Below are 24386 nucleotides of genomic sequence, written 5' to 3'. Positions count from 1 at the left end.
GTCAACGACTTTAATGACTATCAGCGACGCGCTGCACCGTTTGTTACTCGACAACCTGACCACTGCCACCATTCTGCTCAATGCCGACCTGCGCCTTGAGTACATGAACCCGGCAGCGGAGATGCTGCTGGCCATCAGCGGTCAGCGCAGCCATGGGCAATTCATCAGCGAGCTGTTCACTGAATCTGCAGAAGCCCTGAGCTCCCTGCGCCAAGCAGTGGAACAAGCGCACCCGTTTACCAAACGCGAAGCCATGCTCACCGCCCTTACCGGCCAGACACTGACGGTTGATTACGCGGTAACGCCAATCCTCAGCCAGGGCGAGACCTTGTTGCTGCTGGAGGTCCATCCGCGTGACCGTCTGCTGCGCATCACCAAAGAAGAAGCGCAGCTGTCCAAGCAGGAAACCACAAAAATGCTGGTGCGTGGCCTGGCTCACGAAATCAAGAATCCACTCGGCGGTATTCGCGGCGCAGCGCAATTACTGGCCCGCGAGCTGCCTGAAGAGAGTTTGAAGGACTACACCAACGTCATCATCGAGGAAGCCGACCGCCTGAGAAATCTGGTGGATCGCATGCTCGGATCGAACAAGTTGCCTTCGCTGGCCATGACCAACGTGCACGAAGTGCTCGAACGCGTCTGCAGCCTGGTCGAAGCAGAAAGCCAAGGGTGCATCACTCTGGTGCGCGACTATGATCCAAGTATTCCCGACGTATTGATCGACCGCGAACAGATGATTCAGGCCGTGCTCAATATCGTGCGAAACGCGATGCAGGCCATTAGCAGCCAGAACGAGCTGCGCCTGGGCCGGATCAGCCTGCGCACCCGTGCGATGCGTCAGTTCACCATCGGCCATGTGCGTCACCGGCTGGTCAGCAAAATCGAAATCATCGACAACGGTCCTGGAATCCCCGCGGAGCTTCAGGAAACCATTTTCTACCCGATGGTCAGTGGCCGCCCTGACGGCACTGGGCTCGGTCTTGCGATAACGCAGAACATCATTAGTCAGCACCAGGGGCTGATCGAGTGTGACAGCCATCCTGGCCACACCACCTTCTCGATCTTCCTGCCGCTGGAACAAGGAGCAGCTTCGACATGAGCCGTAGTGAAACTGTCTGGATCGTAGATGACGATCGTTCCATTCGTTGGGTTCTGGAAAAAGCCTTGCAGCAAGAAGGCATGACCACACAAAGCTTCGACAGCGCCGACGGCGTGATGAGTCGTCTGGCTCGTCAACAACCGGATGTGATCATCTCCGACATCCGCATGCCGGGTGCCAGTGGCCTGGACCTGTTAGCGCGCATTCGTGAGCAACACCCGCGCTTGCCGGTCATCATCATGACCGCGCATTCAGACCTCGACAGCGCTGTTGCCTCTTATCAAGGCGGAGCGTTCGAGTACCTGCCAAAACCATTCGACGTCGATGAAGCCGTTTCTCTGGTCAAGCGTGCCAACCTGCATGCCCAGGAACAGCAAGGCATGGACGTTGCGCCGACACTGACCCGCACCCCTGAAATCATTGGCGAAGCGCCAGCGATGCAGGAAGTGTTTCGGGCCATCGGCCGCCTGAGCCACTCCAACATCACCGTGTTGATCAACGGCGAGTCAGGGACCGGTAAAGAACTGGTTGCCCACGCCTTGCATCGCCACAGCCCACGCTCGGCCTCGCCGTTCATTGCGCTGAACATGGCTGCGATTCCAAAAGACTTGATGGAATCGGAACTGTTCGGCCATGAAAAAGGCGCATTTACCGGCGCAGCAAACCTGCGTCGCGGCCGCTTCGAACAAGCGGATGGCGGCACGCTGTTCCTCGATGAAATCGGCGACATGCCTGCTGACACTCAAACCCGTTTGCTACGGGTTCTGGCTGACGGCGAGTTCTATCGCGTGGGCGGCCACACGCCGGTCAAAGTTGACGTGCGCATCATTGCGGCGACTCACCAGAACCTGGAAACACTGGTGCAGGCTGGCAAATTCCGGGAAGACTTGTTCCACCGTCTGAACGTGATTCGCATCCACATCCCGCGCATGTCGGATCGTCGTGAAGACATTCCGACCCTGGCCAAACACTTCCTGAGCCGTGCGGCGCAGGAACTGGCGGTCGAACCGAAACTGCTCAAGGCGGAAACCGAGGAATACCTCAAACACCTGCCTTGGCCGGGTAACGTTCGCCAGCTGGAAAACACCTGCCGCTGGATCACCGTCATGGCCTCGGGCCGTGAAGTGCACATTAGCGACCTGCCACCCGAGCTGCTGAGCCTGCCGCAAGATGCAGCGCCCGTGACCAACTGGGAACAAGCGTTGCGCCAGTGGGCCGATCAGGCGTTGGCCCGCGGCCAATCCAGTCTGCTGGACAGCGCCGTGCCGACCTTCGAGCGCATCATGATCGAAACCGCCCTCAAGCATACCGCTGGCCGTCGTCGCGACGCCGCCGTGCTGCTGGGCTGGGGCCGCAACACCTTGACTCGCAAGATCAAGGAACTGGGCATGAAGATTGATGGTGGTGACGATGACGAGGGTGATGAAGGCTGATTAAAGCCCTCACCCAAAAGCCCAGGGTTGCGCATGCAGCTCTGGGCTTTTTTGCTTTTGCACGCTGCTGGATGCAGACACCGCGTTGTCTCGCATCAACCATGGGCACCTGTAGGAGTGAGCTTGCTCGCGATTGCGATCTCACCGTCATAACCGGATTGTCTGCTACAACGCTTCACGAGCAAGCTAATCTCTCATCAAAAATGCAAAACAACTGGATTGAAATGCACTCTCTGTAGGAGCTGCCGAAGGCTGCGAAGCATTTATCCTGACACGCTGCGATCGCAGCCTTCGGCAGCTCCAACAGGTCCTGTGTTTGCTCAGGTTTACCGAACGCCAATGCCAATCCGAACCTGTTTATAACTGCGTTCAGCATGTAAAAGTATCGGCACATTCAAAATGGAGGTGGATCATGAATCAGAACAGTCCTCGCAAAGTCGCCATTGTCACTGGAGCGTCTCGCGGCATCGGTGCAGAGATCGCCAAACGCTTGTCAGCCGATGGTTTTGCAGTGGTCGTCAACTACGCCAACAGCGCCAGCGAAGCTGACTCACTGGTGGCAGAACTGATCGCCGATGGCGGTCAGGCCATCGCGGTCAAAGCCAACGTGGCCGACACAAACGAAGTCCGCGCCATGTTTGACCTGACCGAGCAAAAACTGGGCAAGATCGACGTACTGGTCAACAACGCCGGGATCATGAAAACCATGCCCATTGCCGAGACCAGCGACGAACTGTTCGAACAGACCTTCGCCATCAACACACGCGGCACCTTCAACACATTGCGTGAAGCCAGTGCTCGAATGAACGACGGCGGGCGGATCATCAACTTCTCCAGCTCGGCGCTGGCGCTGAACATTCCTGGCTACGCGATCTACAACGCGACCAAGGCCGCGGTTGAATCGTTCACCCATGTGTTCGCCAAGGAACTGCGCGGACGCAACATCACCGTCAACGCAGTAGCACCCGGTCCCGTCGCTACCGAGCTGTTCCTGAATGGCAAAACCGAAGAGCAAATCAAGAACTTCGCAAACATGCCGCCCCTGCAACGCCTGGGTCAGCCAGAAGACATCGCCAATGTCGTGTCCTTTCTCGCCGGGCCGGAATCAGGCTGGGTCAACGGGCAGATCCTGCGCGCCAACGGCGGGTTGGCGTAGATCGATGTGAACCGAGCTGCCAACTCTAAGCCCTGAAGGAGACTCTATGTTGGCCTGCAGAATGAATTCGGTCCCACAGGCTCATCATGAACCTGAAGCCGCACACAAATCCGTGGGAGCGAATTCATTCGCGAAGGGGCAGGTACATCCGCAGCCGTATATTGACTGAAACACCGCCTTCACAAACGAAGCCAGCCTGTAGGCAGTGCTTGCCAGCGCTGAACGATGACGCGATTTGACTGGCAACCGCGTCCAGACTTATCGCGAGCAAGCTCGGCTCCCACAGAATCTACGCAACTCTGTGGGACCGAGGTTAGATGGTTAACCGGCCTACCGCACCAAATGCAGGAACTGCATATGGCGTTCGTACTGGTCGAGGATGTCGTTGATGACCTGATCCTTGGTATAACCCACCAGATCGTAATCCTGACTGCCCTCGCTCAAATGCACTTCGGCGCGGTAATAGCGGCGATTGTTCAACTGCTTGGAGCCCATCCCGCCGCGCGCAAACGACGGCGTGAAGAAGCCCTTCATCATCACCTGATAAATGAACGGCCGTTCTTCGCCATGGCCGATTTCCAGGCTAACGCTGTCGTTAGCCGGATCAGGCTGAGTGACAACGTTCAGGCCTTTCTCGGCAAACACGGCAGTCACGTCTTCGATAGCCGGGCGCACGGTTTGGTCGAGGAAGCGGTACACCTCGTCTCGCGACGGATAATGCACGGCCTGGCTCAAACGCTGACGCCAACCGCCACGTCGAGCGCCTGACACCGGAGCCAACGAATACAACTGTGCGATCTGACGCTGGGACTCCATGAAGAACGCCTTGTGCAGCCCCCACATCATCAAAAGCAGAATCAGCGAGAACGGCAACGACGTCAGCACCACCGCTGATTTCAATGCATCGATGCTGCCAGAGAACAGCAAGCCACTGGTCACCAGCGCAGTCGCCACACCCCAGAACACACGGAGCCACTTGGGACCGTCTTCATCAGCGTTACCGCCTTTGGCCGACAGCGTCGAAAGCACCACGGTGCCCGAGTCCGCCGACGTGACGAAGAACACAAAGCTAATGAACACCGTCACCGCGATAACAGTTTTGCTCCATGGATAGGTTTCCAACAGCAAATAAAGGGTGCGCGACGGATCATCAATGGCCGACTGGCCCAGCGCGACCATACCGTGATTGAGCACCTGATCGATGGCGCTGTTACCGAAAATCGACATCCACGCCAACGTGAAACCCAGCGGAATCAGCAGTACACCGAACACGAACTCACGAATGGTCCGGCCACGGGAAATACGCGCAATGAACAGGCCTACAAATGGCGACCAGGCAATCCACCAGGCCCAGTAAAACACTGTCCAGCCGCCCAGCCATTCACTGGGCTTGTCGTAGGCATATACATCAAAACTCTTGGTGGTGATCGCCCCGAGGTAATCACCGATATTCTGCACCAGTGTGTTAAGCAAATGCTGCGTCGGCCCGGCAAACAACACAAACAGCAGAAGCGCACAGGCCAGCAGCATGTTGATGTCGGACATGACGCGCACGCCCTTGTCGACACCGGCTATCGCCACCAGGATCGCCGCGCCCATCATCAGCGTGATCAGCCCGACCTGAATCCATTGGGTATGGGGAATATCAAACAGATAATCCAGCCCGGAATTGAGGTGCAAGACCCCAAAGCCCATATCAGCACCGAGACCAAAAATGGTCGCGATGATGCCGAAGCCATCCACCGCATAACCGATGGGGCCATTGATGCGCTTACCGATCAGCGGGTACAGCGCGGAGCGCAGCGCCAACGGCAGATTATGGCGATACGCAAAATACGCCAACGCCATGCCGACAAACGCAAACACACCCCAGCCATGCAGGCCCCAGTGCAGAAACAGCAACTGCATCGCCTGACGCGCCGCCTCAGTCGTGCCACCCTCGCCTTGCGGCGGCTGCAGCATGTGAGTCAGCGGTTCAGAGACACAGAAGAAGAACAGCGTGATGCTGATCCCGGCAGCGAACAGCATGCCCGCCCAGGACAGATAACTGAATTCGGGTTCGTCGTGGTCGGCACCGAGCTTGATCTTGCCGTAACCAGACAAGGCGGTGACCACCACGAAGACCAGATAGATCGTCATCGCCAGCATGTAATACCAGCCGACCGTATTGGCCGCCCAGTTCTGCGCCGCCAGCAACCACTGACCAGCAGTCTCAGGGAAAGAAATGACCAGCACACCGAACAGCAAAATAACCGTCGCCGCGAAATAAAACACCGGCGGATTCATACGAACCATACCGCTGGATTGGCTAGCAGGTGCACTCATGAGCCATGCACCTCAAGGTCGTAGGCAAAGACAGCAACAAACGGATTAAGCAAGGGTAAGCCTCCTGTTATGAGCGGGCAGCGAACCACCGGTTTTAATTGAACGAGCGTTCAATTAAAACATGGAAGCCCCGCGACGGCTAATCGCGAGGCCGATGGAGGCAGGCTCAAGGGAGGTTATGACGCCCGGTTCACGGGAATCGTTCCGTGGTGGGACCGCTTGTCGGGTTGGGGAATTTGACGGTCCAGCATTCGTTAACGACTCACAACGACGCGGATCCATGGAGTGTGAGTTGAGTCCTATCCAGTACCTTAAAAGCTGTCATTGCTGACACTTGATCAATCCACATACCGAACATGCTGCGCCATCAGGTTTGGCCGTTGAAAAGTGTCGATGGCATCAATGTTGTCCAGCAAATGGTCCAGATGCTGTTTGTACGTCGCGTCATCCATATCGATCCAGAAACGCGGCGGTCGGCCGGTTTGCTGATCGTAGGCAGCGGTGGTTGGATCGAGGTGGCGGAATTCTTCGTAACGCGGCAACTCCGGCAGCGGACCACTAGTGTCCATGTAGTTCTGCAGAAAATCCCACAGCGCGCAGGGCATTTGCCAGCGGTTATCGAGGTTTACCAGGGCGGAGAAGTCGATAACGATGTCCCGGTAACGATGGGCGAGAAACAGTACGTGGTTCATCGAGCCCTGCCGCTCTGCTACGGAAACGATGTAAGCATCGAACTCATAAAATGGGGCTGTCAGCTCGCCGATGGTGCCGCTCTTTTTGTATTCGCCGTTATTTTTGTAATCGAACAGGGTGACGAGACCGGTGCGACGATTCAACTCCCAGATGGGGCCACGTGAGGGTTTAACCCAGAGTTTGGGGAATTTGTGGATGACGAGAGAGCCTATGGCCCAGCAGAGAAGAGGAAGTCCCAGAAACCAAGAAAAAAAGCCTTTAATCAAGTCGAGCGTAACAAACATCCATGGTTCGGGATCCAGATATACCGCTGATATGAGAGCAAACAGCGATGGCACAATCCCAACCAGAAATAGTCCTTTACCAAACATCAAAAGATATAGCCAAAACTGCGATTTTTTTGACCACAACGAAAACCTGAACCGCTGATGGTCATGTCGATCATGAAAGTCCACATGCTCGTAAGGAGCTGGCACATAAGTGCCCGCCGCAATCTTTTCATCACGTTCCTTGAATATCTTTTCCTGAAACCGCAATTTATCCGGCGAGCGCTCCCGCAAGAAATCATCAGGGGCAATGTCTAGCGTGTATCCCCATGGCAAGCGGCGTTTGCCGAAGCGGTTTAACCAGGACCGCTCTTCGGAAGGCAATTGGAAGGGAATATTGTCAGACCGATAGGCTGTCGGGGCGTAGTAAGAGGTCTGCTCTGCCGTCATAGCGAAGTCTTCGCTCTGTGTGTTTTTTCATCAGCCCAGAACAGACGTTCAATGCTTTCAAAATCTGGCTTCGCATAGGACGGTTCGAAGGGCGTTGGGTCCTTGGGGAGTGGGGCGGGAAAGACCCAGATGCGCTGCCCGTCGTTCAAGCTGAACTGGGCACGTACTCGCCATACGTGATAAACCTCGGGCAGGTTCGCGAGAGGTTCTGCCTTGTAAGAAAACGGCGTGTTCACGAACAGTTCCAAGGCATCTGGCCAAAGCCTGTGGGCAACGGGCGTCACATCGAGTTGGGATCTGTTCGTTCTGCTTCGCTCACTGCTTGCTTCGAAATAAACCTCGAAGCTTTTCAGGTTAAGCAGAGCTTTAGTATTTAAAGAACTCGGCCCACCGAATAGCCAGCTCAGATTGCTTTCAATACGAATCCGTGTGTTAGCACTGCGTACTTCGAAGGGCACTGTGTCGCGAAAATCCAGCTTGGCATCAGGCTTGAAATCCGGGTTGCAATCTATGCCGATACGGATGTTGGCCAGCAGGCTGACCAGGTAGTAAAAAGCTGTTTGGGGGTCACGCAGGTGCTCCGCCATGTTGTAGGGATCATCCCCAAAAGGACCTTTTCTCAACCAGTCTTCCACAGAGCTACTGCTAAACATAAAAACCCAGGCGGCCCCTATACCTATTAAAAGCAGACAAGCCCAACCCGCTGGCGATAAACCGAGAAACGCACTGCTACTGACGATGAGACTACCGGCTGCGCCGATAAGCCCGCCAGCGGCCATAAGCAGGTGGCCGATATAGCCATCGTCACCCCATCGGTAGGAATACCAAGCGTCGTAGAGGTTAAGACCGGCGAACAGCAAACCTGCACCGACCTGGCCAAGGAGGCGAGCGCTGATTTTCTTGACCAAGCGATTGCTTAGTGATCCCAGAAGAAACTTGGCGGAGGCTTCTGAGATGGTGAGCAAAGTCTTGCGCCACGCTGTAAAAACAGATTTGCTACCCGCTACCTTTACAGTGAGCGCCTCCATAGCAATTATGAGATCAAATCCTGCGCCAACGATTCCAGCGACCGCTCTGTACTTGTTTTTTTCTCGGCTGGTTTGTGAATAAGCCTCCAACTCATTCCTCAAATTCCAAAGCTCCAGCCCCACCACTACCCCCGCAAATGGAGTCGAATTCAACACCTCGAAAAACCCGTTATTGCTTAGCCCATTAAGCTGCTTCGCCGCCTTTTCTATAGCGCTTGCCTTTTCAGCCGTATCCGCCGCGCTATCCATCAATTCTTTCTGCCACGCCTCATTGAAGCGCCGATTCGCGTTATGCACCGATATTGCGGTGAGGTGTTGCCCCGGCATGCCCAGCACCTTTCGGTCGGGCGAGAGTATTACCGGCTGCTCGGCATAGCCGTGTCGCTCAGCTGGACTTTTCATTACCTCGTGTTGGTTACGATAAACCCCGTAAGTCTGTGCAGAACGGCTGGGCTGCTCGGGCAAGTCGTCCAGACCGAAGACGTAGTACTCCTTGTGATGGGCCTCGGCCCGGCTCAGGAAATGCAGATCGCCAAAGGTGGCAGGCAGCATGCTGCGCAACTGTGCAACGCCCCGCTGTTGTATCGCAGTACTTGCACGCCAAGGCGTGGAGGATTGCCGGGTGCCCGCCTGCTTCGCTTTATGCAAAGCCTGCTCGGCAGCTTCGACAGCGCCTTGCAGGTTTTCATGGACAGCAATGAGTGCCCCAGCGGCACCTTTGGCAGCTGTCGTGAGCGTGGAGTTGAGATTGCCGCTTTCAAGCAACGTCGCCAGGAACAGGCTGTTGATATCGCCTGGGCTTGTAGGCGGAAGGAAGTTGCTCCGCTCGATTTTCGCCAGCTCAGTGGCGCGAAACTCTCCGTCGCCCTGATTAACCTCAGGCGTACTGGGAGGCTGGTAAGGAGCGCTGAGGTCCTGCTGCTCGACATCCGGCCAAAGCATCAGGTGCAGCGGATGCTCTAGATCGTTGACGACTTTAGCGAGCCAGCGCTGACCGACGCTCTCTTTCGGGCTGTAAAGACTGAGCAGGGTTACGGCATCAGTAATGTCACCACTGACCGCCAATGGATCGTAAGCCGCTGGGCGCAGCGCCAGCGTGACGAACATCTGGCTGATGAAGTAGAGAGATGCAGCATATTTGAACCCGTCCTGGCTCGCGTAATCGGCGAGGCTCTGCTCGGCATGCGGCAACTGCAAACACTCGCAGAGCAGCGACTGGCTCATTTCCAGACTACGCCACAACTGTGTGCGCTCGCCGGTAGCGGTAAAGCGGTTAATGTCCAGTCGACCTTGCTCTTTGAGATGGTCCAGCTGTTGATGCATCGGGTTTTTCTGGCCGCCAATTGACGCGGGCACGATCAACTGCTGGACCAACAGAGCGCTGCCGTGATGGCCGTACTGTTGCGCCCGCGCGCCACACAATTCCAGTAACTGCTGTTGTTCTTGAATACGAGTGTTCAGATGACGCATCCGGTAGTGCGTATCCTCCAGCATCACGCCGTAGAGATGGCGGTCGCGTGCGTGCGATAACACGTCCGCAGCGGGTGGGTGAGCCTCCCATAGCCCACTGTTGTGTTCCGCCGTCAGCTCAACGATTTGCTCCAGACACTGCGCCCAGGCACCGGTTTCGATGCGCTGCGGATGATAAGCGGCCTTCCCTTCTTCACATGTTTGAACGTGCTGCCGTGCAGCCTTGAAAGCGGTCGTCAGAAATTGCCCACTCAGGTCACACAAATACTGGGCCGGTTGATCGAGCATCCATTCAAAACCAGTCTGCCGGGCCCGTTGCGGCGCTGGAACCGATAAGGGAAAGGCATGCTGCCTGAGGTTCAACCACGTGGTATGAGCGGCACCCGCTTCTGACTGCTTGATGGCGTCAAACGCATCAAAGGCGCTGAACGTTTCGAGCATGGCCGCCCCATCGGGCTTGTCCTGAAAACGCCTGTCGGATGCTTCCTTGAAAACCCTGAGGTCGGGTCGCTGGCAGCGTTGTTTACGCAGTGCCGGATCCTGCTCCAGACGTTTGAGTCGCGCATGATTGAGCTGCACCTCGCTAAAACATAACTCGGCTTCAACGCGCTTATTGTTCCAGTTGGCGGGCAGCCAGATGTCGTCCAGTCCTTTGCCCGTGGCTAGCCGGGCATCATCGGCGTACCCGCCCTCAATGCGGAACTTATCCAGATCGATGTCGTGATAGGTGGTGCCTTCGTCCGTGACCTGAACTTCCAGTTCGCGCCACAGGCGATTACCGAGGAACACATAAATGTAACCAGCGCGGCATAGCACCGGCGTGCCGTGGTCATGGACACTGTTGATTCCGGGCAGCGCCACGAACGGTAATATCGGGACGATCTGGTTGTGCTGCTGGTCCAGTTGCCGGACTGTGATGCCGACGTCAGGCAGCGGCAACAGAATCGGTGGGCCGTACTCTGATTCAACCTCTAGCATCATCCGATGTCGTGGTTCACCACTCCAGTCCCAGACATGCAACGTGCTTGGAGCACACATAAACGCGGTAATGGTTTCCGGACAAGCCTGAGCGGTAATTGCATCCAGGCGCTTATCGCTTTCGCGTTCATAAATAGCCAGGCGCTGAGTCGCGGGATGATACTTGCCGACCACCTGAACGATGAGTTTATTGATTTCACAGCAAGGGCCACGACTCAGATCGCCGACGTTATGTGCCATCTCAGTTTTCCTGTTCGGTGGAAGTTTTTTGCAGATGCTGCAGCAAGTAGGCAAAACGGGTTTCGTCAGAGCCTTTCGGCAACTCTTGAGGCACCTCAGGCGATGGATGGTCCCGACGCACGTCCAGGTAACGCTCAAGACTGTCAGCCTTTGTAAATCCGTAACGCAGCCCCTCGCCCAGCCACAGCTGGCCATGCGAATAACAAAGGTCACTTTGTTTGAGCCACCACCGGTACAGAAAGTGATCCTGTTGCTGGCATCGAAGGGCCTGTTGTTGATGGCTATCGAGCACGAATTCAAAGGCCAAGGGTTCCCGGTTTTCGCCTTCAGGGCTTTCAAGACTTCGCCAGGAGCGTGCGTTCAAGGCTCGGTCTCCCCATGTTCCGCCGTACCAACTCAAGCGGCTGATAGGTCCAAGCCAGTATTTGAGTGAGTCGGCCTGACAGGCCGGGAAAAAATAGCTCGCGGTGACAGGGTTGGAATACCGCAAAACACCTCTGCCTAGGGCTTCGAAGCGGACAAGCAAAATTTGACGCAGATGAGCCAGTACCGCGACTGTCGGCTGCTCACTCTGGATGATCAAACCAGGCCAATCTTCAGGAGTTTGTTGCACCGCATTGAGCAAGTCCGAGTTTTCATCTGTAGTTACCAGAAGCGGGCTTTGCTCGGTGTAGGCTGCTAATTCAGTGGTGTCGAAAAGCATCGAGAGCTGGGGAGCGCCTATCTTTCGATATAGCTGTGGCAGAACTGAATTCGTACGTTCAAGCAGTAACCAGGTGTTCATCACTGCCCCCCTTCGCGCAATTTTCTTGCACAAGGGCAATGCGTCAATGGGCACTCCATCGGCGTTTTGCCTTCAGGCTTCTGGCAAAGCTCGACAATCGGGGTGTCGCCCACCAGTAGCTCAGGAAGCGCCAGACTTGAATGATCTGCCGCAGACTTGGGCGCAGTGATTGCCGCTTGCTTGTCCAGCGACATCGGCAGTGAGGGAACCGCAGGCATACCCGGCACCGGAACCCCACCCAACAAAATCGGCACACTGGTAAAAATCCCCGCAGGAGTAATCGATATCCAGTGACCACCCGCCTTGATCGTCGTACTCAGCGTGGCGTCTATGACCATGTTCTGCCCGGCGGACAGGTGTATTTCCTGCGCAGCGCTGACCAGATGATTAGCCGCGCTGATGTGCTGATTACCGACCACCGTCAATGAGTCATCGGCCAGCACCTGGGTTTTGCGTGCCCCATGCGTAAGGTGGTGTTCTTCGCCATGCAGCTCGTGGCTGGACAGCCCGGTGACGTTGACCTTGCGCTGGTTATCCACCTGAATCGATTGATCGTTGAGCACATGCTCAGACCAGTTGCGTTGAGCGCGGATGGAAATGGATTCAGCGCCTTTGCGGTCTTCAATGCGCAGTTCGTTGAAACCTACGCCGCCTGGGCTGCTTTGGGTCTTGAGCACGGTCTGGGTGTTCTGCACAGGCAGGTTCAGCGGCGCTCGCGTACCAGCATTGGGCAGACAGGCCTGCACGTAAGGCTGGTCGGGATCGGCTTCGAAGTAACCCACGATCACTTCCATGCCGACTCGAGGAATCATCGTCGTGCCGTATTGCTCATGGGCCCAACCAGTGGCGACCCGCAGCCAGCAGCTGGAATGCTCGTTACGCTTGCCTTCACGATCCCAGAAGAACTTGACCTTGATCCGCCCGTATTCGTCGCAGTAGATCTCTTCGCCGGGCGGACCTGTAACTACCGCATGCTGGCTGCCTAAAACCCTTGGTTTGCGGTGCCTGAGCGGTGGACGAAACGGCACCTTCCCGGGGATGGCTTCAAAACGATTGCGATAGCCTTGAGTAAACGCTCCCGATGTCCGAGGCATCGACTCCTCCAGCACCTGCGGCTGTTTACCCTCATGGAACACCGACGTCAGCAACCACTGCTGGCTCCACGCCGGATTGGGATGTGTCAGTTCAAACAAGTGGCCACTGACCAGCGCACTTTGGTCACTCGAACCACTGGCTAACCGGACATCACTGCGGTTTCGCTCAAATGCCTTTTGCGCCTGACGCGTACCGACGCTGAGATCCGTGAACGGCGCCGGATACTGATAATCCTCCAGTTCCTTACGACCATCGCCGCCCGCACTGCTGAGCAGGTCCACCTGGGGCAATTGAAAGTGATAGGTCTGATGGCTGGCCTTGCCCGAGCGCGTGGCGAGTCGCACGTTGAATCTGTTGATAACCGACGCGGCTGCAACCTGTCCGCTGCTTTGCACATAGGCGACTGCTGGCTTTAGCACCGGCAACTGAATAGGGTCGTCTGCAAACACCAGCAAATGCTCGTCAGGGCTGTGCTGGAAGTGAAAGTGGATGCCCTCTTCTTCGCACAGCCTGCGCACAAAATGCAGGTCGGTTTCCTGATACTGGGTGCAGTAATCACGGTGTTTGGAGGGCTCGCGCAATCTGAACGCAAACCCGTTGCTGAAAACGGCGTGATCCTTGAGGACCAGCGCGATGATTTCAGGAACGGTCTTGCCCTGAAAGATCCGATGATTGCTGCGGTATTCCAGACGCTTGAGGCTGGGCACCAGTTGCATGAAATAGTGGGTAAAGCGCTTGCCGGAATCACCCTGAGCGATTTCGCCGATCTGTCCGTGGAGACCATTACCGTCAGCGTCGAACCTCAGAAACGCCAGTCGGTGCAGCACGTCTTCCAGCTTGAGATTGGCCCGCTCGCTGACCAGCTCGATGCGCACACTGAACGGACGGCTGATGGATTCCTTTGCCGTAAAGGCCAGCACTCGAAAGTCATGCTCAAGCCCGGCAATTTCCAGCGTGAACGAAGCGCGGTTGGCGGGGTTGAACATGGGCAAGTCCTTGGCCTGAATAAAAGGCGGGACTTTGCACTAACGCTCAATAACAAGAAGTCGGATGCTGCGAACAGCATCCGTAGGATTTATCCCTATTAACAGGCGACAAAACATCAGAGGCCGACAGCTACTTCTGACTCCCATCATCCTGCTGCAACAAATTCGCCTGCGTAAGGTTGCAACCCGCTGGCACGCTACGCGTCAGCCAGACGTTGCCGCCAATAGTCGAACCTTTACCAATCGTGATGCGGCCCAGAATCGTGGCACCCGCGTAAATAACAACGTCGTCTTCGACGATGGGGTGGCGGGCGTGGCCTTTTTGCAGTTGGCCGTCTTCGTCCGCCGGGAAGCGTTTGGCGCCCAGGGTGACGGCCTGGTAGATGCGCACGCCCTCGCCGATGATGGCGGTTTCGCCGATGACGACACCTGTGCCGTGGTCAATGAAGAAGCTCGGGCCGATCTGCGCGCCGGGGTGGATGTCGATGCCGGTGGCGGAGTGGGCAATTTCCGAACTGATCCGGGCCAGCAGCGGCAAGCCTGCGCGATACAGATGGTGGGCGATGCGGTGGTGGATGACGGCGAGGATGCCGGGATAGCACAGCAGCACTTCATCAACGCTGCGCGCCGCCGGATCACCGTGATAAGCGGCCAGCACGTCAGTGTCGAGCAGCTTGCGCATCTCCGGCAAGGCCCGAGCAAAGCCCTGAATCAGGTCCAGTGCCTGTTTATCGAGGGCACGAACATCTTCAGAGCGTTGATGCGCCACGTAGCGCAGTTCCAAGCGGGCTTGCGCCAACAGCGCATTAAGAGCGACGTCGAGGGTATGACCGACATAGAAGTCTTCACTCTCTTCGCGAAGATCCACTGGCCCAAGGCGCATCGGGAACAGCGCGCCGCAGAGCGCTTCAAGAATGTCGCGCATGGCGGCGCGGGAGGGCAGTTCGCGGCCGCCATGCTCACCGCTGACCCGCTTGTTACGTGCCCGCCAATCATCACGCGCGGAGCGCAGTTCACTGACGATCTGCTGCAACTGCCAGTGACTGGATCGGCCTTCGGCGGATGCCTCTGGGGTATCACTCACGCTGACTCTCCTCGATTCGGGATACGGCTTTCTAGTGGTGGCCGCTGATACGGCCACTCTACGGCAAAGATTTCAGGCGAAAAAATAACAATTTGAGTAGGCCTTCTCCTCTGAGGGCATAAGCAGTGAGAAGTTGCCCTGTAGGAAGTGTCTGCTTATAGTCCTGCGACTCTCTGTACGGCTTACTTATCCTCATGATCAAACAACAGCTCGCTCAATTTAATCGCCTGGACTTGATCGGTGCTCCAACGGCACTGGAAAAACTGGAGCGCCTGTCGGTCTGGGCGGGCCGCGACATCTATATCAAGCGCGATGACACCACCACATTGGCTCTAGGTGGCAACAAGGTCCGCAAACTGGAATACCTTGCCGCCGATGCGTTGGCGCAGGGCGCTGACACGCTGATCACCGCGGGCGCGATTCAGTCCAACCATGTGCGTCAGACCGCTGCCCTGGCCGCCCGCTTGGGCCTTAGCTGCGTGGCTCTACTGGAAAATCCGATCGCTACCGAAGACAGCAGTTATCTGCACAACGGTAATCGCCTGCTGCTGGATTTGTTCGACGCCAAGGTCGAGATGGTGGAAAACCTCGACAACGCCGACGAGCAATTGCACGCACTCGCCGCCCGCCTGCGTAACAGCGGCAAAAAGCCTTATCTGGTGCCTATTGGTGGCTCCAGCCCGGTTGGGGCACTGGGTTATGTGAAGGCAGGCTTTGAACTGGCCGAGCAGATCAAGCAGACCGGGCTGGATTTCGCCGCGGTCGTGCTGGCCTCCGGTAGTGCCGGTACTCATAGCGGTCTGGCCCTTGCCTTGGCCGAAACCTTGCCGCAGTTGCCAGTGATTGGTGTAACGGTGTCGCGCCCCGAAGAGACTCAGCGGCCGAAAGTGCAAGGCCTCGCCGAGCGCACTGCAGAGTTGTTGGGCGTAACGTTGCCCGACGCTTTTAAAGTGGAGCTATGGGACGAGTATTTCGGCCCGCGCTATGGCGAGCCAAATGCCGGCACTCTGTCTGCGATAAAACTAGTAGCCAGTCATGAAGGTCTGTTGCTGGACCCGGTCTACACCGGTAAAGCCATGGCCGGGCTACTGGATGGCATCGGCCGTGGACGTTTTGATGACGGCCCGCTGATTTTCCTGCACACCGGTGGTGCGCCTGCGCTGTTTGCTTACCCGGATGTGTTTGCGTAAAGGCTCAATACCTGACGCTACTTTTGTAGGAGCTGCCGAAGGCTGCGATAGCGGAGTGTCAGACATTGAGCTTCGCAGCCTTCGGCAGCTCCTACAAGAACGCGATTGATTATTCAAAAATCGAATATTAATCAGGTTTTTAGTTATTTTGAACCATAACCAGCTGCTTCTATGATCGCCGCCAGCACGGATCAAAGCGCTGAAAAAGCTGGATAAACATCCGCTGCCAACGTAGCGTTCGTCAGGTCCGATTCTTGCCTGAAACCAAACAACTTAAATGGGGCTCGTCATGATTATTTCTGCCATTCGGCGCACCGTTCTGCTTTCCACCCTGAGCCTGGTGCTCGGTTCCGCCTTGATGGGTCAAGCGGTTGCGGGTGAGCAACTGGATCAAATCAAAAAGGCTGGCACGATCAAAGTCGGCCTTGAAGGCACCTACCCTCCGTTCAGCTTCCAGGATGAAAGTGGCAAGCTGACCGGTTTCGAGGTCGAGTTCTCCGAAGCGCTGGCCAAAGAGCTGGGCGTCAAAGTGCAACTGCAAGCGACCCCATGGGCGGGCATCCTGGCGGCGCTGGAGTCCAAGCGTCTGGACGTAGTGATCAACCAGGTGACCATCTCCGAAGAGCGCAAGAAGAAGTATGACTTCTCCGAGCCCTACACCATCTCCGGTATTCAGGCGCTGGTGCAGAAGAAAGATGCAGACAAGTTCAAAACCGCAGCCGACCTCAAAGGCGCCAAAGTGGGCGTAGGTCTGGGCACCAACTACGAGCAATGGCTCAAGGAAAACGTGCCAGCCGCCATCGTCAAAACCTACGACGATGACCCAACCAAATATCAGGACCTGCGTGTCGGTCGTATCGACGCCATTCTGGTCGACCGTCTGGCCGCACTGGAGCTGATCGCCAAAACCAAGGACAGCCTGGCTGTTTCCGGCGAACCCTTCTCCCGCCAAGAGTCCGGCATTGCCATCCGTAAAGGCGAGCCTGAACTGGTTGCGGCCATCAACAAGGCCATCGAAAAACTGCGCGCTGACGGCACGCTCGCCAAGCTGTCGCAGAAGTACTTCCAGGCTGACGTGACCAAATGATTGAAGAGGGTCTGAAGCTTGCGCTGGACTCCGCGCCCTTTCTTATAAAGGGCGCGTACTACACGATATTCCTGAGCCTGGGCGGCATGTTTTTCGGCCTGCTGCTGGGCTTCGGGCTGGCGCTCATGCGCCTGTCACCGCTGATGCTGCTGCGCGGCATCGCTCGGGTTTACGTGTCGTTCTTCCGCGGCACGCCGCTGCTGGTTCAACTGTTCATGATCTATTACGGCTTGCCGGAGTTGGGCATTGAACTGGACCCGCTGACCGCTGCGCTGATCGGCTTCTCGCTGAACATGGGTGCGTATGCCTGTGAAATCCTGCGTGCCGCGATTGCCTCGGTGGATCGTGGTCAATGGGAGGCTGGGGCAAGTATTGGCATGACCCGCGCGCAGATCATGCGCCGGGCCATTCTGCCTCAGGCCGCCCGCACTGCCTTGCCGCCACTGGGCAACAGCTTTATCTCGCTGGTCAAAGACACCGCGCTGGCGGCCACTATTCAGGTGCCGGAACTGTTCCGTCAGGCACAACTGATCACCGCCCGCACCTTCGAAATTTTCACCATGTACCTGGCCGCCGCCTTGATCTACTGGATCCTCGCCACGGCGCTTTCGTACCTGCAGAATCGTCTGGAAGAGAGAGTCAACCGCCATGATGTGGAGTCTTGAACATGATCGTGGTTGAAAAGCTCACCAAGGAATTCAAGGGTCAACAAGTGCTCAAAGGTATCGACCTGAAGGTCGAGGCCGGCGAAGTCGTAGCGATCATCGGCCCTAGCGGTTCGGGTAAAACCACCCTGCTGCGCTGCCTGAATTTTCTCGAAGAACCCACCAGCGGCAAGATCATCGTGGGCAACATCGAAATAGACGGCAACCGCCCGCTCAGCAAGCAGCAAAGCCTGATTCGAGAACTTCGTCAGCACGTGGGTTTTGTGTTCCAGAACTTCAATCTGTTCCCGCACCGCACCGCGCTGGAAAACGTCATCGAAGGCCCGGTGGTGGTCAAGAAGATGCCGCGTGAAAAGGCGTCTGAACTGGGTCGCAAACTACTGGCAAAAGTAGGACTGGCAGGCAAGGAAGACGCCTACCCGCGGCGTTTGTCGGGCGGTCAGCAGCAACGCGTGGCCATTGCTCGCGCCCTGGCCATGGAGCCGGAAGTGATTCTGTTCGACGAACCCACTTCTGCGCTGGACCCTGAGTTGGTAGGTGAAGTGCTGACGGCTATTCGCGCCCTGGCTGAAGAAAACCGCACCATGGTCATCGTCACTCACGAAATGAATTTCGCCCGGGACGTCGCTAACCGTGTGGTGTTTATCGACAAGGGGGTGATTGTCGAGCAAGGCGACGCGAAGGAGCTGTTCGCCAACCCGCGCGAAGAACGGACACGGCAATTTCTGGAGCGAAGCAGGAACTGATCCTACAAAGCACAGAGCAGAAACCTGCGCCTTCTGGCGCTGTTCCTGCTGGCTTTACATTTGTACATCAATCAATCGATCAAACCCGTCGTTGATGCACTTTCAGAATCGCTAAAAAATCATCTAAAAACCTGAACAGACGCCCTCCTCTGATCCCACTCAATGAAATAGAGAGGGCAGCGGCTGGGGGCTCAATTCTTTTACCTGGTCGGTCGGCTAGCAGGTTTTCATCCTTCGTAAACATAACTGTTTATTTCCTCAAGTAGGACGGACCAAGCCGATACGGTCAACAGTTCGACGAAACCTTGTAGGAAGTATCTTATTTATTCGTACACGCCTAGGTCAATCCATTAGCGCCTTGACAGATAAGCGCAAACGACATTAGCTCAAGAACAACAGAAACTTCTAACGCCCTCGAATAGTTGCAAGCGGCATTTACCGACACTTTGTAATGCTTCCCATAAGCTCGAACTATACGTTAACTATCCACAGGTTGAACTCGAGGTGCACAGCAATGACTCCAGCAATAAATTTGTTACAACTACCAATGATCAACTTAATGACGACGGGCATTCAGACATGACTTACACACTTGGCAAAACAGGCGGTCTAAAACTGTTCCCACCTTACGTCCCACAGGCCCACAGGCATGGTGTCGGCATTCGCGCGGCTGCCCATTTGCTGGTCAACATCGACCCTTACCCGGACATGGACGCAGGCGACCTGATCGAGTTGTACTGGGGCGGTTGTTACGTCGCTTCGAAAGTTCTGGATGAATCCGATATTGGCTACACCATGGTCCTGCGAGTACCGGAAAGCTTTCTGCAAAGCGGCACTGTCAAGACCTACTACCGGCTGATGAAGATCGGCGGCGCGCCCATTACCTCGCCCTGCCGCAGGCTGAGAGTGAAGCTGGACATGCCCGGCGGGCTGTTGATCAATGACAGTTGCGAAGAAAACCAGGGGCTTGCACCGGTCTGCCTGCCGGACGCTGTGATCAGGAACGGGCTGGTTACCAGTGACGTCAAAAAAGGCCTGCCACTGTCCATCGAGCCCTACCTGAACATGGCCCCTTGCGATGAAATTACTCTGCGCTGGGGTGATCTGCGCATGGATCTGGAACCCCTGGATGCCGATAACGTTGGTAAACCCGTCAAGCTGATTGTGCCCGCCACCTTGATTCGCGAGGCGGGTGATGAGCCGCAACTGGAGGTGACGTATTGCGTTATTGATCGAGTCGGTAATAACTCTCGCTGGGCACCGCCACGGGAAATTAGCGTCAGTACTCTGGATAATCGCCCCGGGTATGATTGAACACTTTTTAATACCAGCCAATATGCGAAGTTTTCAAAGCTTCGTGTATTGGCCTACTCGCTCTGCAAGCGCGAACTGCCTCACAAACCTACTATTCCCAAGACAATTCCTACAGCCAACTGCATATTCCCCTACAAGCATACTCATAACATATACAAACAACTGACTAGGCTTATCTGAACGACCTGTCGTCATTAGGGACATACGTTCATGAAAGTCAGTAAACCCATAAAATTATGCATCCTTATTGTGCTGCTTGGCTCATGCCTGACTTACGCACAAACCGTCTGAGAAGGCATGATTTAGTCTTCTATGCTTATTCCAAAAAATTCGTATATTTAATTTTTTAGTCGCCTTAGGGTATATGCACCGGACCACCGGACATCGTGTTTTTTCTTCGCCTTCTTTGGAGGGCGTTTTTGCGAGGTTCGAATGGTCGCTTCAACGTCTCACACCCCCTTGGCTGAGCACGGCTCGGATATCGCGCCGCCATTGCACCCTGCGCGGATATTACAAAATGACGCCCAGGCAATCGAAGCCGCCTATGTATTGGCTGCACAAGCCCGCTTGCAGGCTGCCGAGCGCGATGCTCAGCGCTCGCTCCCCTGGCAGCAGATCGAAGCATTCACCCGCAGCGGCCTGGGCAGTATTTCTATCCCGCGTGCGTATGGCGGGCCGCAAGTCTCGTTCGTGACCATCGCTGAAGTCTTCAAAATTATCTCCGCAGCAGACCCGGCGTTGGGCCAAATCCCACAGAACCAGTTCGGCATCATTCATCTGCTGTTGGGCAGTGCCTACGAGCAGCAGAAAAGAGCCTTGCTCAAAAGCGTGCTGGACGGCTGGCGGATCGGTAATGCCGGGCCTGAGCGCGGCACTAAAAATACCCTGGAGCTGAAGGCTCGTATCACTAATCACAAAGGACGTCTGGTCCTGAACGGCCAGAAGTTCTACTCCACCGGCGCCCTGTTCGCGCATTGGGTCGCGGTCAAAGCATTGAACGACCAAGGTCAGCAAATCATGGCCTTTGTGCCGCGCGGCAGCTCAGGCTTGAGCATCGTCGATGACTGGTCGGGCTTCGGCCAACGCACCACCGCCAGCGGCACGGTCCTGCTGGAAAACGTAGAGGTGCAAAGCGAACTGGTGGTCGAAAACTGGCGCCTGGCACTGACACCCAATATTCAGGGCGCAGTCTCGCAATTGATCCAGGCGGCCATCGACGCAGGCATTGCCCGTGGAGCCATCGACGACACCATCGAGTTTGTGCGCGAGCGTTCGCGCCCTTGGGTTGACGCTCAGGTAGAACGAGCCAGCGATGACCTGTATGTGATCGCCGACATCGGCAAACTCAAGCTGGAACTGCATGCAGCAGAAGCACTGCTGCGCGAAGCGGCGAAAGTCCTGGATGAGGTCAACGCCGGTCCCATCGATGAATTCTCGGCAGCACGCGCATCAATCGCAGTGGCTCGCGCCAAAGTCCTTACCACTGAAGTGTCACTGCTGGCCAGCGAGAAGCTGTTCGAACTGGCTGGCAGCCGCGCCACCCTGGCCGAGTTCAACCTGGACCGGCACTGGCGCAACGCTCGCGTCCACACCCTCCATGATCCCGTGCGCTGGAAATACCACGCCGTCGGCGCATGGCACCTGAACGGCACCCTGCCCGCCCGCCATTCGTGGATTTAAACCAGACCACTGGAGTACAGCGTTATGAGTTTGCATTCCCCACTGCGGGACCGTGCGGCCCTGATCGAAAACGATCAACAGGCCCTGCACATTGCTCAGGAACTGGCCGCCCACTTCAAACGTGAGAGCGCGGCACGTGATCAGGAGCGTCGCCTACCCCATGCAGAACTGGATCTTTTCAGCGCCTCCGGCCTGTGGGGCATCAGCGTGCCCAAGGCATTTGGCGGCGCGGGCGTGTCAAACGTCACGCTGGCAAAAGTCATCCGCCTGATCGCCGAGGCAGATGGGTCTTTGGGGCAGATCCCGCAGAACCATTTCTACGCACTGGAAGTACTGCGCGTTAACGGCAATGCCGATCAACAGAAGCGCCTGTATGCCGAAGCGTTGGCCGGGTTGCGTTTCGGTAATGCACTCGCAGAGTTAGGCACAAAGACAGCCCACGATCGCACCACTCGCCTGACTCGAGACGGCGAAGGCTATCGCATCAACGGCCGCAAGTTTTACTCCACTGGCGCACTGTATGCGCAACGTATTCCCACTTCAGTGATCGACGAAAATGGCGTCCAGCAGTTGGCATTCGTGCCCGCTGACAGTGAAGGCCTGACCGTCATCGACGATTGGAGCGGCTTCGGTCAGCGCACCACCGGCAGCGGCTCAGTGGTATTTGAAAACGTCTATGTGGATGCCCGCGATGTCGTGGCATTCCAGAGCGCTTTCGAGCGCCCGACCACCGTTGGGCCATTGGCACAGATTCTTCACGCAGCCATCGACACCGGTATCGCCCGCGCCGCCTTCGAAGATGCCCTGCATTTCGTTCGTACCCGCACCCGCCCATGGATCGATTCCGGCATCGAAAAAGCCGTGGACGACCCACTGACCCTCAGCAGCTTTGGCAAACTCAGCATTCGCTTATTCGCCGCCGAAGCATTACTGGATCGCGCCGGGGAAATCCTTGATATCGCTCAGGCCGACAGCAATGCCGATAACGTCGCAGCCGCATCGATTGCCGTCGCCGAAGCCCGCGCGATCAGCACTGAAATCTCGCTCGCTGCTGGTAGCACGCTGTTTGAACTCGCGGGCAGCCAGGCAACTCTGGCCGAACATGGCCTTGATCGGCACTGGCGCAACGCGCGCGTCCAAACGCTGCACGACCCGGTACGCTGGAAGTTCCACGCCATCGGTAATTACTACCTCAATGACAAGAATCCTCCGCTGCGGGGGACGATTTGATGGCGAAGAAAAAGATCCTGCTCAATGCCTTCAACATGAACTGCATTGGCCACATCAATCATGGTTTGTGGACTCACCCACGGGATAACTCGAGCCAATACAACACACTCGAATACTGGACCGAACTGGCACAGCTGCTGGAGCGCGGCCTTTTCGACGGCCTGTTCATCGCCGATATCGTCGGCGTGTATGACGTCTATCAGAACTCGGTGGATGTGACGCTCAAAGAGTCCATCCAGTTGCCGGTCAACGACCCGTTGTTACTAGTGTCGGCGATGGCTGCGGTTACTAAAAATCTCGGCTTCGGCCTTACCGCCAACCTGACCTACGAAGCGCCTTATCTGTTCGCCCGACGCATGTCGACGCTGGATCATCTGAGTCGTGGTCGGGTGGGCTGGAACATCGTCACCGGTTATCTGGACAGCGCTGCGCGGGCCATGGGCCTGACCGAGCAGGTCGAGCATGACCGTCGCTACGATCAGGCCGATGAATACCTGCAAGTGCTCTACAAACTCTGGGAAGGTAGTTGGGAAGACGACGCGGTCATCAACGACCGCGAGCAGCGGGTTTATGCCCGCCCGGACAAGGTGCACAAGATTCAACACAAGGGCGAGTTCTATCAGGTCGAGGGATATCACCTGTGTGAACCCTCTGCTCAACGTACGCCGGTCCTGTTTCAGGCAGGCAGTTCGGAGCGCGGCCTGCAGTTCGCCGGGCAACATGCCGAGTGCGTGTTTATCAGCGGCCAGAACAAGGCCGCGACCCGGGAACAAGTGAACAAAGTCCGCGCCAGCGCCGTAGCGGCTGGCCGTAATCCTGAAGACATCAAAGTGTTCATGGGCCTGAACGTGATCGTCGGCAAAACCGAAACCGAGGCGCAGGCCAAGCTTGCGGAGTATCGCGAATTCGCCAGCGCCGAGGCCGGTGTCGCGCATTTTGCCGCTTCAACCGGCATCGACTTCTCTCAGTACGAGCTGGATGAGCCCATTCAGTACGTGAAGAGCAACGCCATTCAATCAGCTACCAAAAACCTCAAAAACAACGACTGGACGCGGCAAAAACTGCTCGACCAACACGCCTTGGGCGGACGCTACATCACCCTGGTTGGCTCGCCTGAACACGTCGCGGACGAGCTGGAGTCGTGGATCGCCGAAACCGGCCTGGACGGCTTCAACCTGACCCGCATTGTCACCCCGGAAAGCTACGTGGATTTCATCGATTTGGTGATCCCCGAACTGCAAAAACGCGGCTCATACAAAACCGCTTACGACACCGGCAGCCTGCGCGAGAAGCTGTTTCCAGAAGGCGGCGCGCGATTGCCAGAGCGGCATGTCGGAGCCAGTTACAGATCCCGCTGATGGCGTAGATCCTGTGGGAGCGAGGCTTG

General features: G+C 56.5%; 16 protein-coding genes. 11 read left to right on the top strand and 5 right to left on the bottom strand.

Features of this window, described 5'->3' with window-relative positions; all coding sequences use genetic code 11:
- Nucleotides 1-13 precede the first annotated feature (13 nt).
- The 3 genes from glnL to K3169_RS01480 all read left to right on the top strand — a co-directional run bounded on the left by glnL (nucleotide 14) and on the right by K3169_RS01480 (nucleotide 3688).
- A complete protein-coding gene (gene glnL, locus K3169_RS01490) occupies nucleotides 14-1099 on the top strand; it encodes a nitrogen regulation protein NR(II) (RefSeq protein ID WP_027902132.1) in 1086 nt (361 codons plus the stop codon).
- Nucleotides 1096-2532 carry a nitrogen regulation protein NR(I) gene (gene ntrC, locus K3169_RS01485; protein WP_027902131.1) on the top strand — a complete coding sequence of 479 codons (1437 nt, stop codon included), beginning with the start codon at nucleotides 1096-1098 and terminating at the stop codon, nucleotides 2530-2532. Before glnL ends, ntrC begins: the two co-directional genes overlap by 4 nt.
- 412 nt (nucleotides 2533-2944) lie before the next feature.
- Nucleotides 2945-3688, top strand: coding sequence for an SDR family oxidoreductase (locus tag K3169_RS01480; RefSeq protein WP_263269679.1), 744 nt, complete (start codon nucleotides 2945-2947; stop codon nucleotides 3686-3688).
- A 330-nt stretch (nucleotides 3689-4018) separates the two neighbouring features.
- Here the strand turns inward: K3169_RS01480 and betT are convergent, their stop codons facing one another.
- The 5 genes from betT to epsC all read right to left on the bottom strand — a co-directional run bounded on the left by betT (nucleotide 4019) and on the right by epsC (nucleotide 15087).
- Nucleotides 4019-5974 carry a choline transporter BetT gene (gene betT / locus K3169_RS01475; RefSeq protein WP_206361689.1) on the bottom strand — a complete coding sequence of 652 codons (1956 nt, stop codon included), beginning with the start codon at nucleotides 5972-5974 and terminating at the stop codon, nucleotides 4019-4021.
- 377 nt (nucleotides 5975-6351) lie between these two features.
- A complete protein-coding gene (locus tag K3169_RS01470) occupies nucleotides 6352-7422 on the bottom strand; it encodes a hypothetical protein (RefSeq protein WP_263269678.1) in 1071 nt (356 codons plus the stop codon).
- A 3717-nt stretch (nucleotides 7423-11139) separates the two neighbouring features.
- Entirely contained in the window at nucleotides 11140-11922 is a 783-nt protein-coding gene (locus K3169_RS01465; protein WP_263269676.1) for a DUF4123 domain-containing protein, read from the bottom strand.
- The gene (gene tssI / locus K3169_RS01460) at nucleotides 11922-14003 is read right to left on the bottom strand and encodes a type VI secretion system tip protein TssI/VgrG (RefSeq protein ID WP_263269674.1); all 2082 of its coding nucleotides are present in this window, start codon (nucleotides 14001-14003) and stop codon (nucleotides 11922-11924) included. The genes K3169_RS01465 and tssI overlap by 1 nt, the downstream gene beginning before the upstream one ends.
- A gap of 130 nt (nucleotides 14004-14133) precedes the next feature.
- Nucleotides 14134-15087 (bottom strand): serine O-acetyltransferase EpsC, encoded by a 954-nt coding sequence (gene epsC / locus K3169_RS01455; protein WP_099269177.1) that lies wholly within the window; start codon nucleotides 15085-15087, stop codon nucleotides 14134-14136.
- A 194-nt stretch (nucleotides 15088-15281) separates the two neighbouring features.
- On the opposite strand from epsC, the gene K3169_RS01450 reads away from it, so the two are divergent.
- The 8 genes from K3169_RS01450 (at nucleotide 15282) to K3169_RS01415 (ending at nucleotide 24357) form a co-directional block, all read left to right on the top strand.
- Complete coding sequence (locus K3169_RS01450; RefSeq protein WP_263269672.1) at nucleotides 15282-16277, top strand: D-cysteine desulfhydrase; 996 nt, start codon at nucleotides 15282-15284, stop codon at nucleotides 16275-16277.
- A 289-nt stretch (nucleotides 16278-16566) separates the two neighbouring features.
- Nucleotides 16567-17364, top strand: coding sequence for a cystine ABC transporter substrate-binding protein (tcyJ, locus tag K3169_RS01445; RefSeq protein ID WP_263269670.1), 798 nt, complete (start codon nucleotides 16567-16569; stop codon nucleotides 17362-17364).
- Nucleotides 17361-18029, top strand: a complete 669-nt coding sequence (gene tcyL, locus K3169_RS01440) for a cystine ABC transporter permease (protein ID WP_027899902.1) — start codon at nucleotides 17361-17363, stop codon at nucleotides 18027-18029. The genes tcyJ and tcyL overlap by 4 nt, the downstream gene beginning before the upstream one ends.
- A 2-nt stretch (nucleotides 18030-18031) precedes the next feature.
- Nucleotides 18032-18775, top strand: coding sequence for an L-cystine ABC transporter ATP-binding protein TcyN (gene tcyN, locus K3169_RS01435; protein WP_027899903.1), 744 nt, complete (start codon nucleotides 18032-18034; stop codon nucleotides 18773-18775).
- 579 nt (nucleotides 18776-19354) lie between these two features.
- Nucleotides 19355-20089, top strand: a complete 735-nt coding sequence (locus tag K3169_RS01430; RefSeq protein ID WP_099269203.1) for a hypothetical protein — start codon at nucleotides 19355-19357, stop codon at nucleotides 20087-20089.
- Nucleotides 20090-20521: 432 nt separating this feature from the next.
- A complete protein-coding gene (locus tag K3169_RS01425; RefSeq protein WP_122396366.1) occupies nucleotides 20522-21769 on the top strand; it encodes an SfnB family sulfur acquisition oxidoreductase in 1248 nt (415 codons plus the stop codon).
- Between the two features lie 24 nt (nucleotides 21770-21793).
- Nucleotides 21794-22999 carry an SfnB family sulfur acquisition oxidoreductase gene (locus tag K3169_RS01420; protein ID WP_263269667.1) on the top strand — a complete coding sequence of 402 codons (1206 nt, stop codon included), beginning with the start codon at nucleotides 21794-21796 and terminating at the stop codon, nucleotides 22997-22999.
- Nucleotides 22999-24357 carry an LLM class flavin-dependent oxidoreductase gene (locus K3169_RS01415; protein WP_263269665.1) on the top strand — a complete coding sequence of 453 codons (1359 nt, stop codon included), beginning with the start codon at nucleotides 22999-23001 and terminating at the stop codon, nucleotides 24355-24357. Before K3169_RS01420 ends, K3169_RS01415 begins: the two co-directional genes overlap by 1 nt.
- Nucleotides 24358-24386 lie beyond the last annotated feature (29 nt).

Origin of the sequence: Pseudomonas phytophila, assembly GCF_025643095.1 — a bacterium.
Lineage (GTDB): Bacteria > Pseudomonadota > Gammaproteobacteria > Pseudomonadales > Pseudomonadaceae > Aquipseudomonas > Aquipseudomonas quasicaspiana.
Note: the sequence above shows the minus strand (reverse complement) of the source record. Positions and strands in the feature narration are given on the sequence as shown.

Coding starts and splice junctions, on each gene's coding strand:
- glnL (WP_027902132.1), top strand. CDS start 14: ATGACTATCAGCGACGCGCTGCACCGTTTGTTACTCGACAACCTGACC.
- ntrC (WP_027902131.1), top strand. CDS start 1,096: ATGAGCCGTAGTGAAACTGTCTGGATCGTAGATGACGATCGTTCCATT.
- K3169_RS01480 (WP_263269679.1), top strand. CDS start 2,945: ATGAATCAGAACAGTCCTCGCAAAGTCGCCATTGTCACTGGAGCGTCT.
- betT (WP_206361689.1), bottom strand. CDS start 5,974: ATGAATCCGCCGGTGTTTTATTTCGCGGCGACGGTTATTTTGCTGTTC.
- K3169_RS01470 (WP_263269678.1), bottom strand. CDS start 7,422: ATGACGGCAGAGCAGACCTCTTACTACGCCCCGACAGCCTATCGGTCT.
- K3169_RS01465 (WP_263269676.1), bottom strand. CDS start 11,922: ATGAACACCTGGTTACTGCTTGAACGTACGAATTCAGTTCTGCCACAG.
- tssI (WP_263269674.1), bottom strand. CDS start 14,003: ATGTTCAACCCCGCCAACCGCGCTTCGTTCACGCTGGAAATTGCCGGG.
- K3169_RS01450 (WP_263269672.1), top strand. CDS start 15,282: ATGATCAAACAACAGCTCGCTCAATTTAATCGCCTGGACTTGATCGGT.
- tcyJ (WP_263269670.1), top strand. CDS start 16,567: ATGATTATTTCTGCCATTCGGCGCACCGTTCTGCTTTCCACCCTGAGC.
- tcyL (WP_027899902.1), top strand. CDS start 17,361: ATGATTGAAGAGGGTCTGAAGCTTGCGCTGGACTCCGCGCCCTTTCTT.
- tcyN (WP_027899903.1), top strand. CDS start 18,032: ATGATCGTGGTTGAAAAGCTCACCAAGGAATTCAAGGGTCAACAAGTG.
- K3169_RS01430 (WP_099269203.1), top strand. CDS start 19,355: ATGACTTACACACTTGGCAAAACAGGCGGTCTAAAACTGTTCCCACCT.
- K3169_RS01425 (WP_122396366.1), top strand. CDS start 20,522: ATGGTCGCTTCAACGTCTCACACCCCCTTGGCTGAGCACGGCTCGGAT.
- K3169_RS01420 (WP_263269667.1), top strand. CDS start 21,794: ATGAGTTTGCATTCCCCACTGCGGGACCGTGCGGCCCTGATCGAAAAC.
- K3169_RS01415 (WP_263269665.1), top strand. CDS start 22,999: ATGGCGAAGAAAAAGATCCTGCTCAATGCCTTCAACATGAACTGCATT.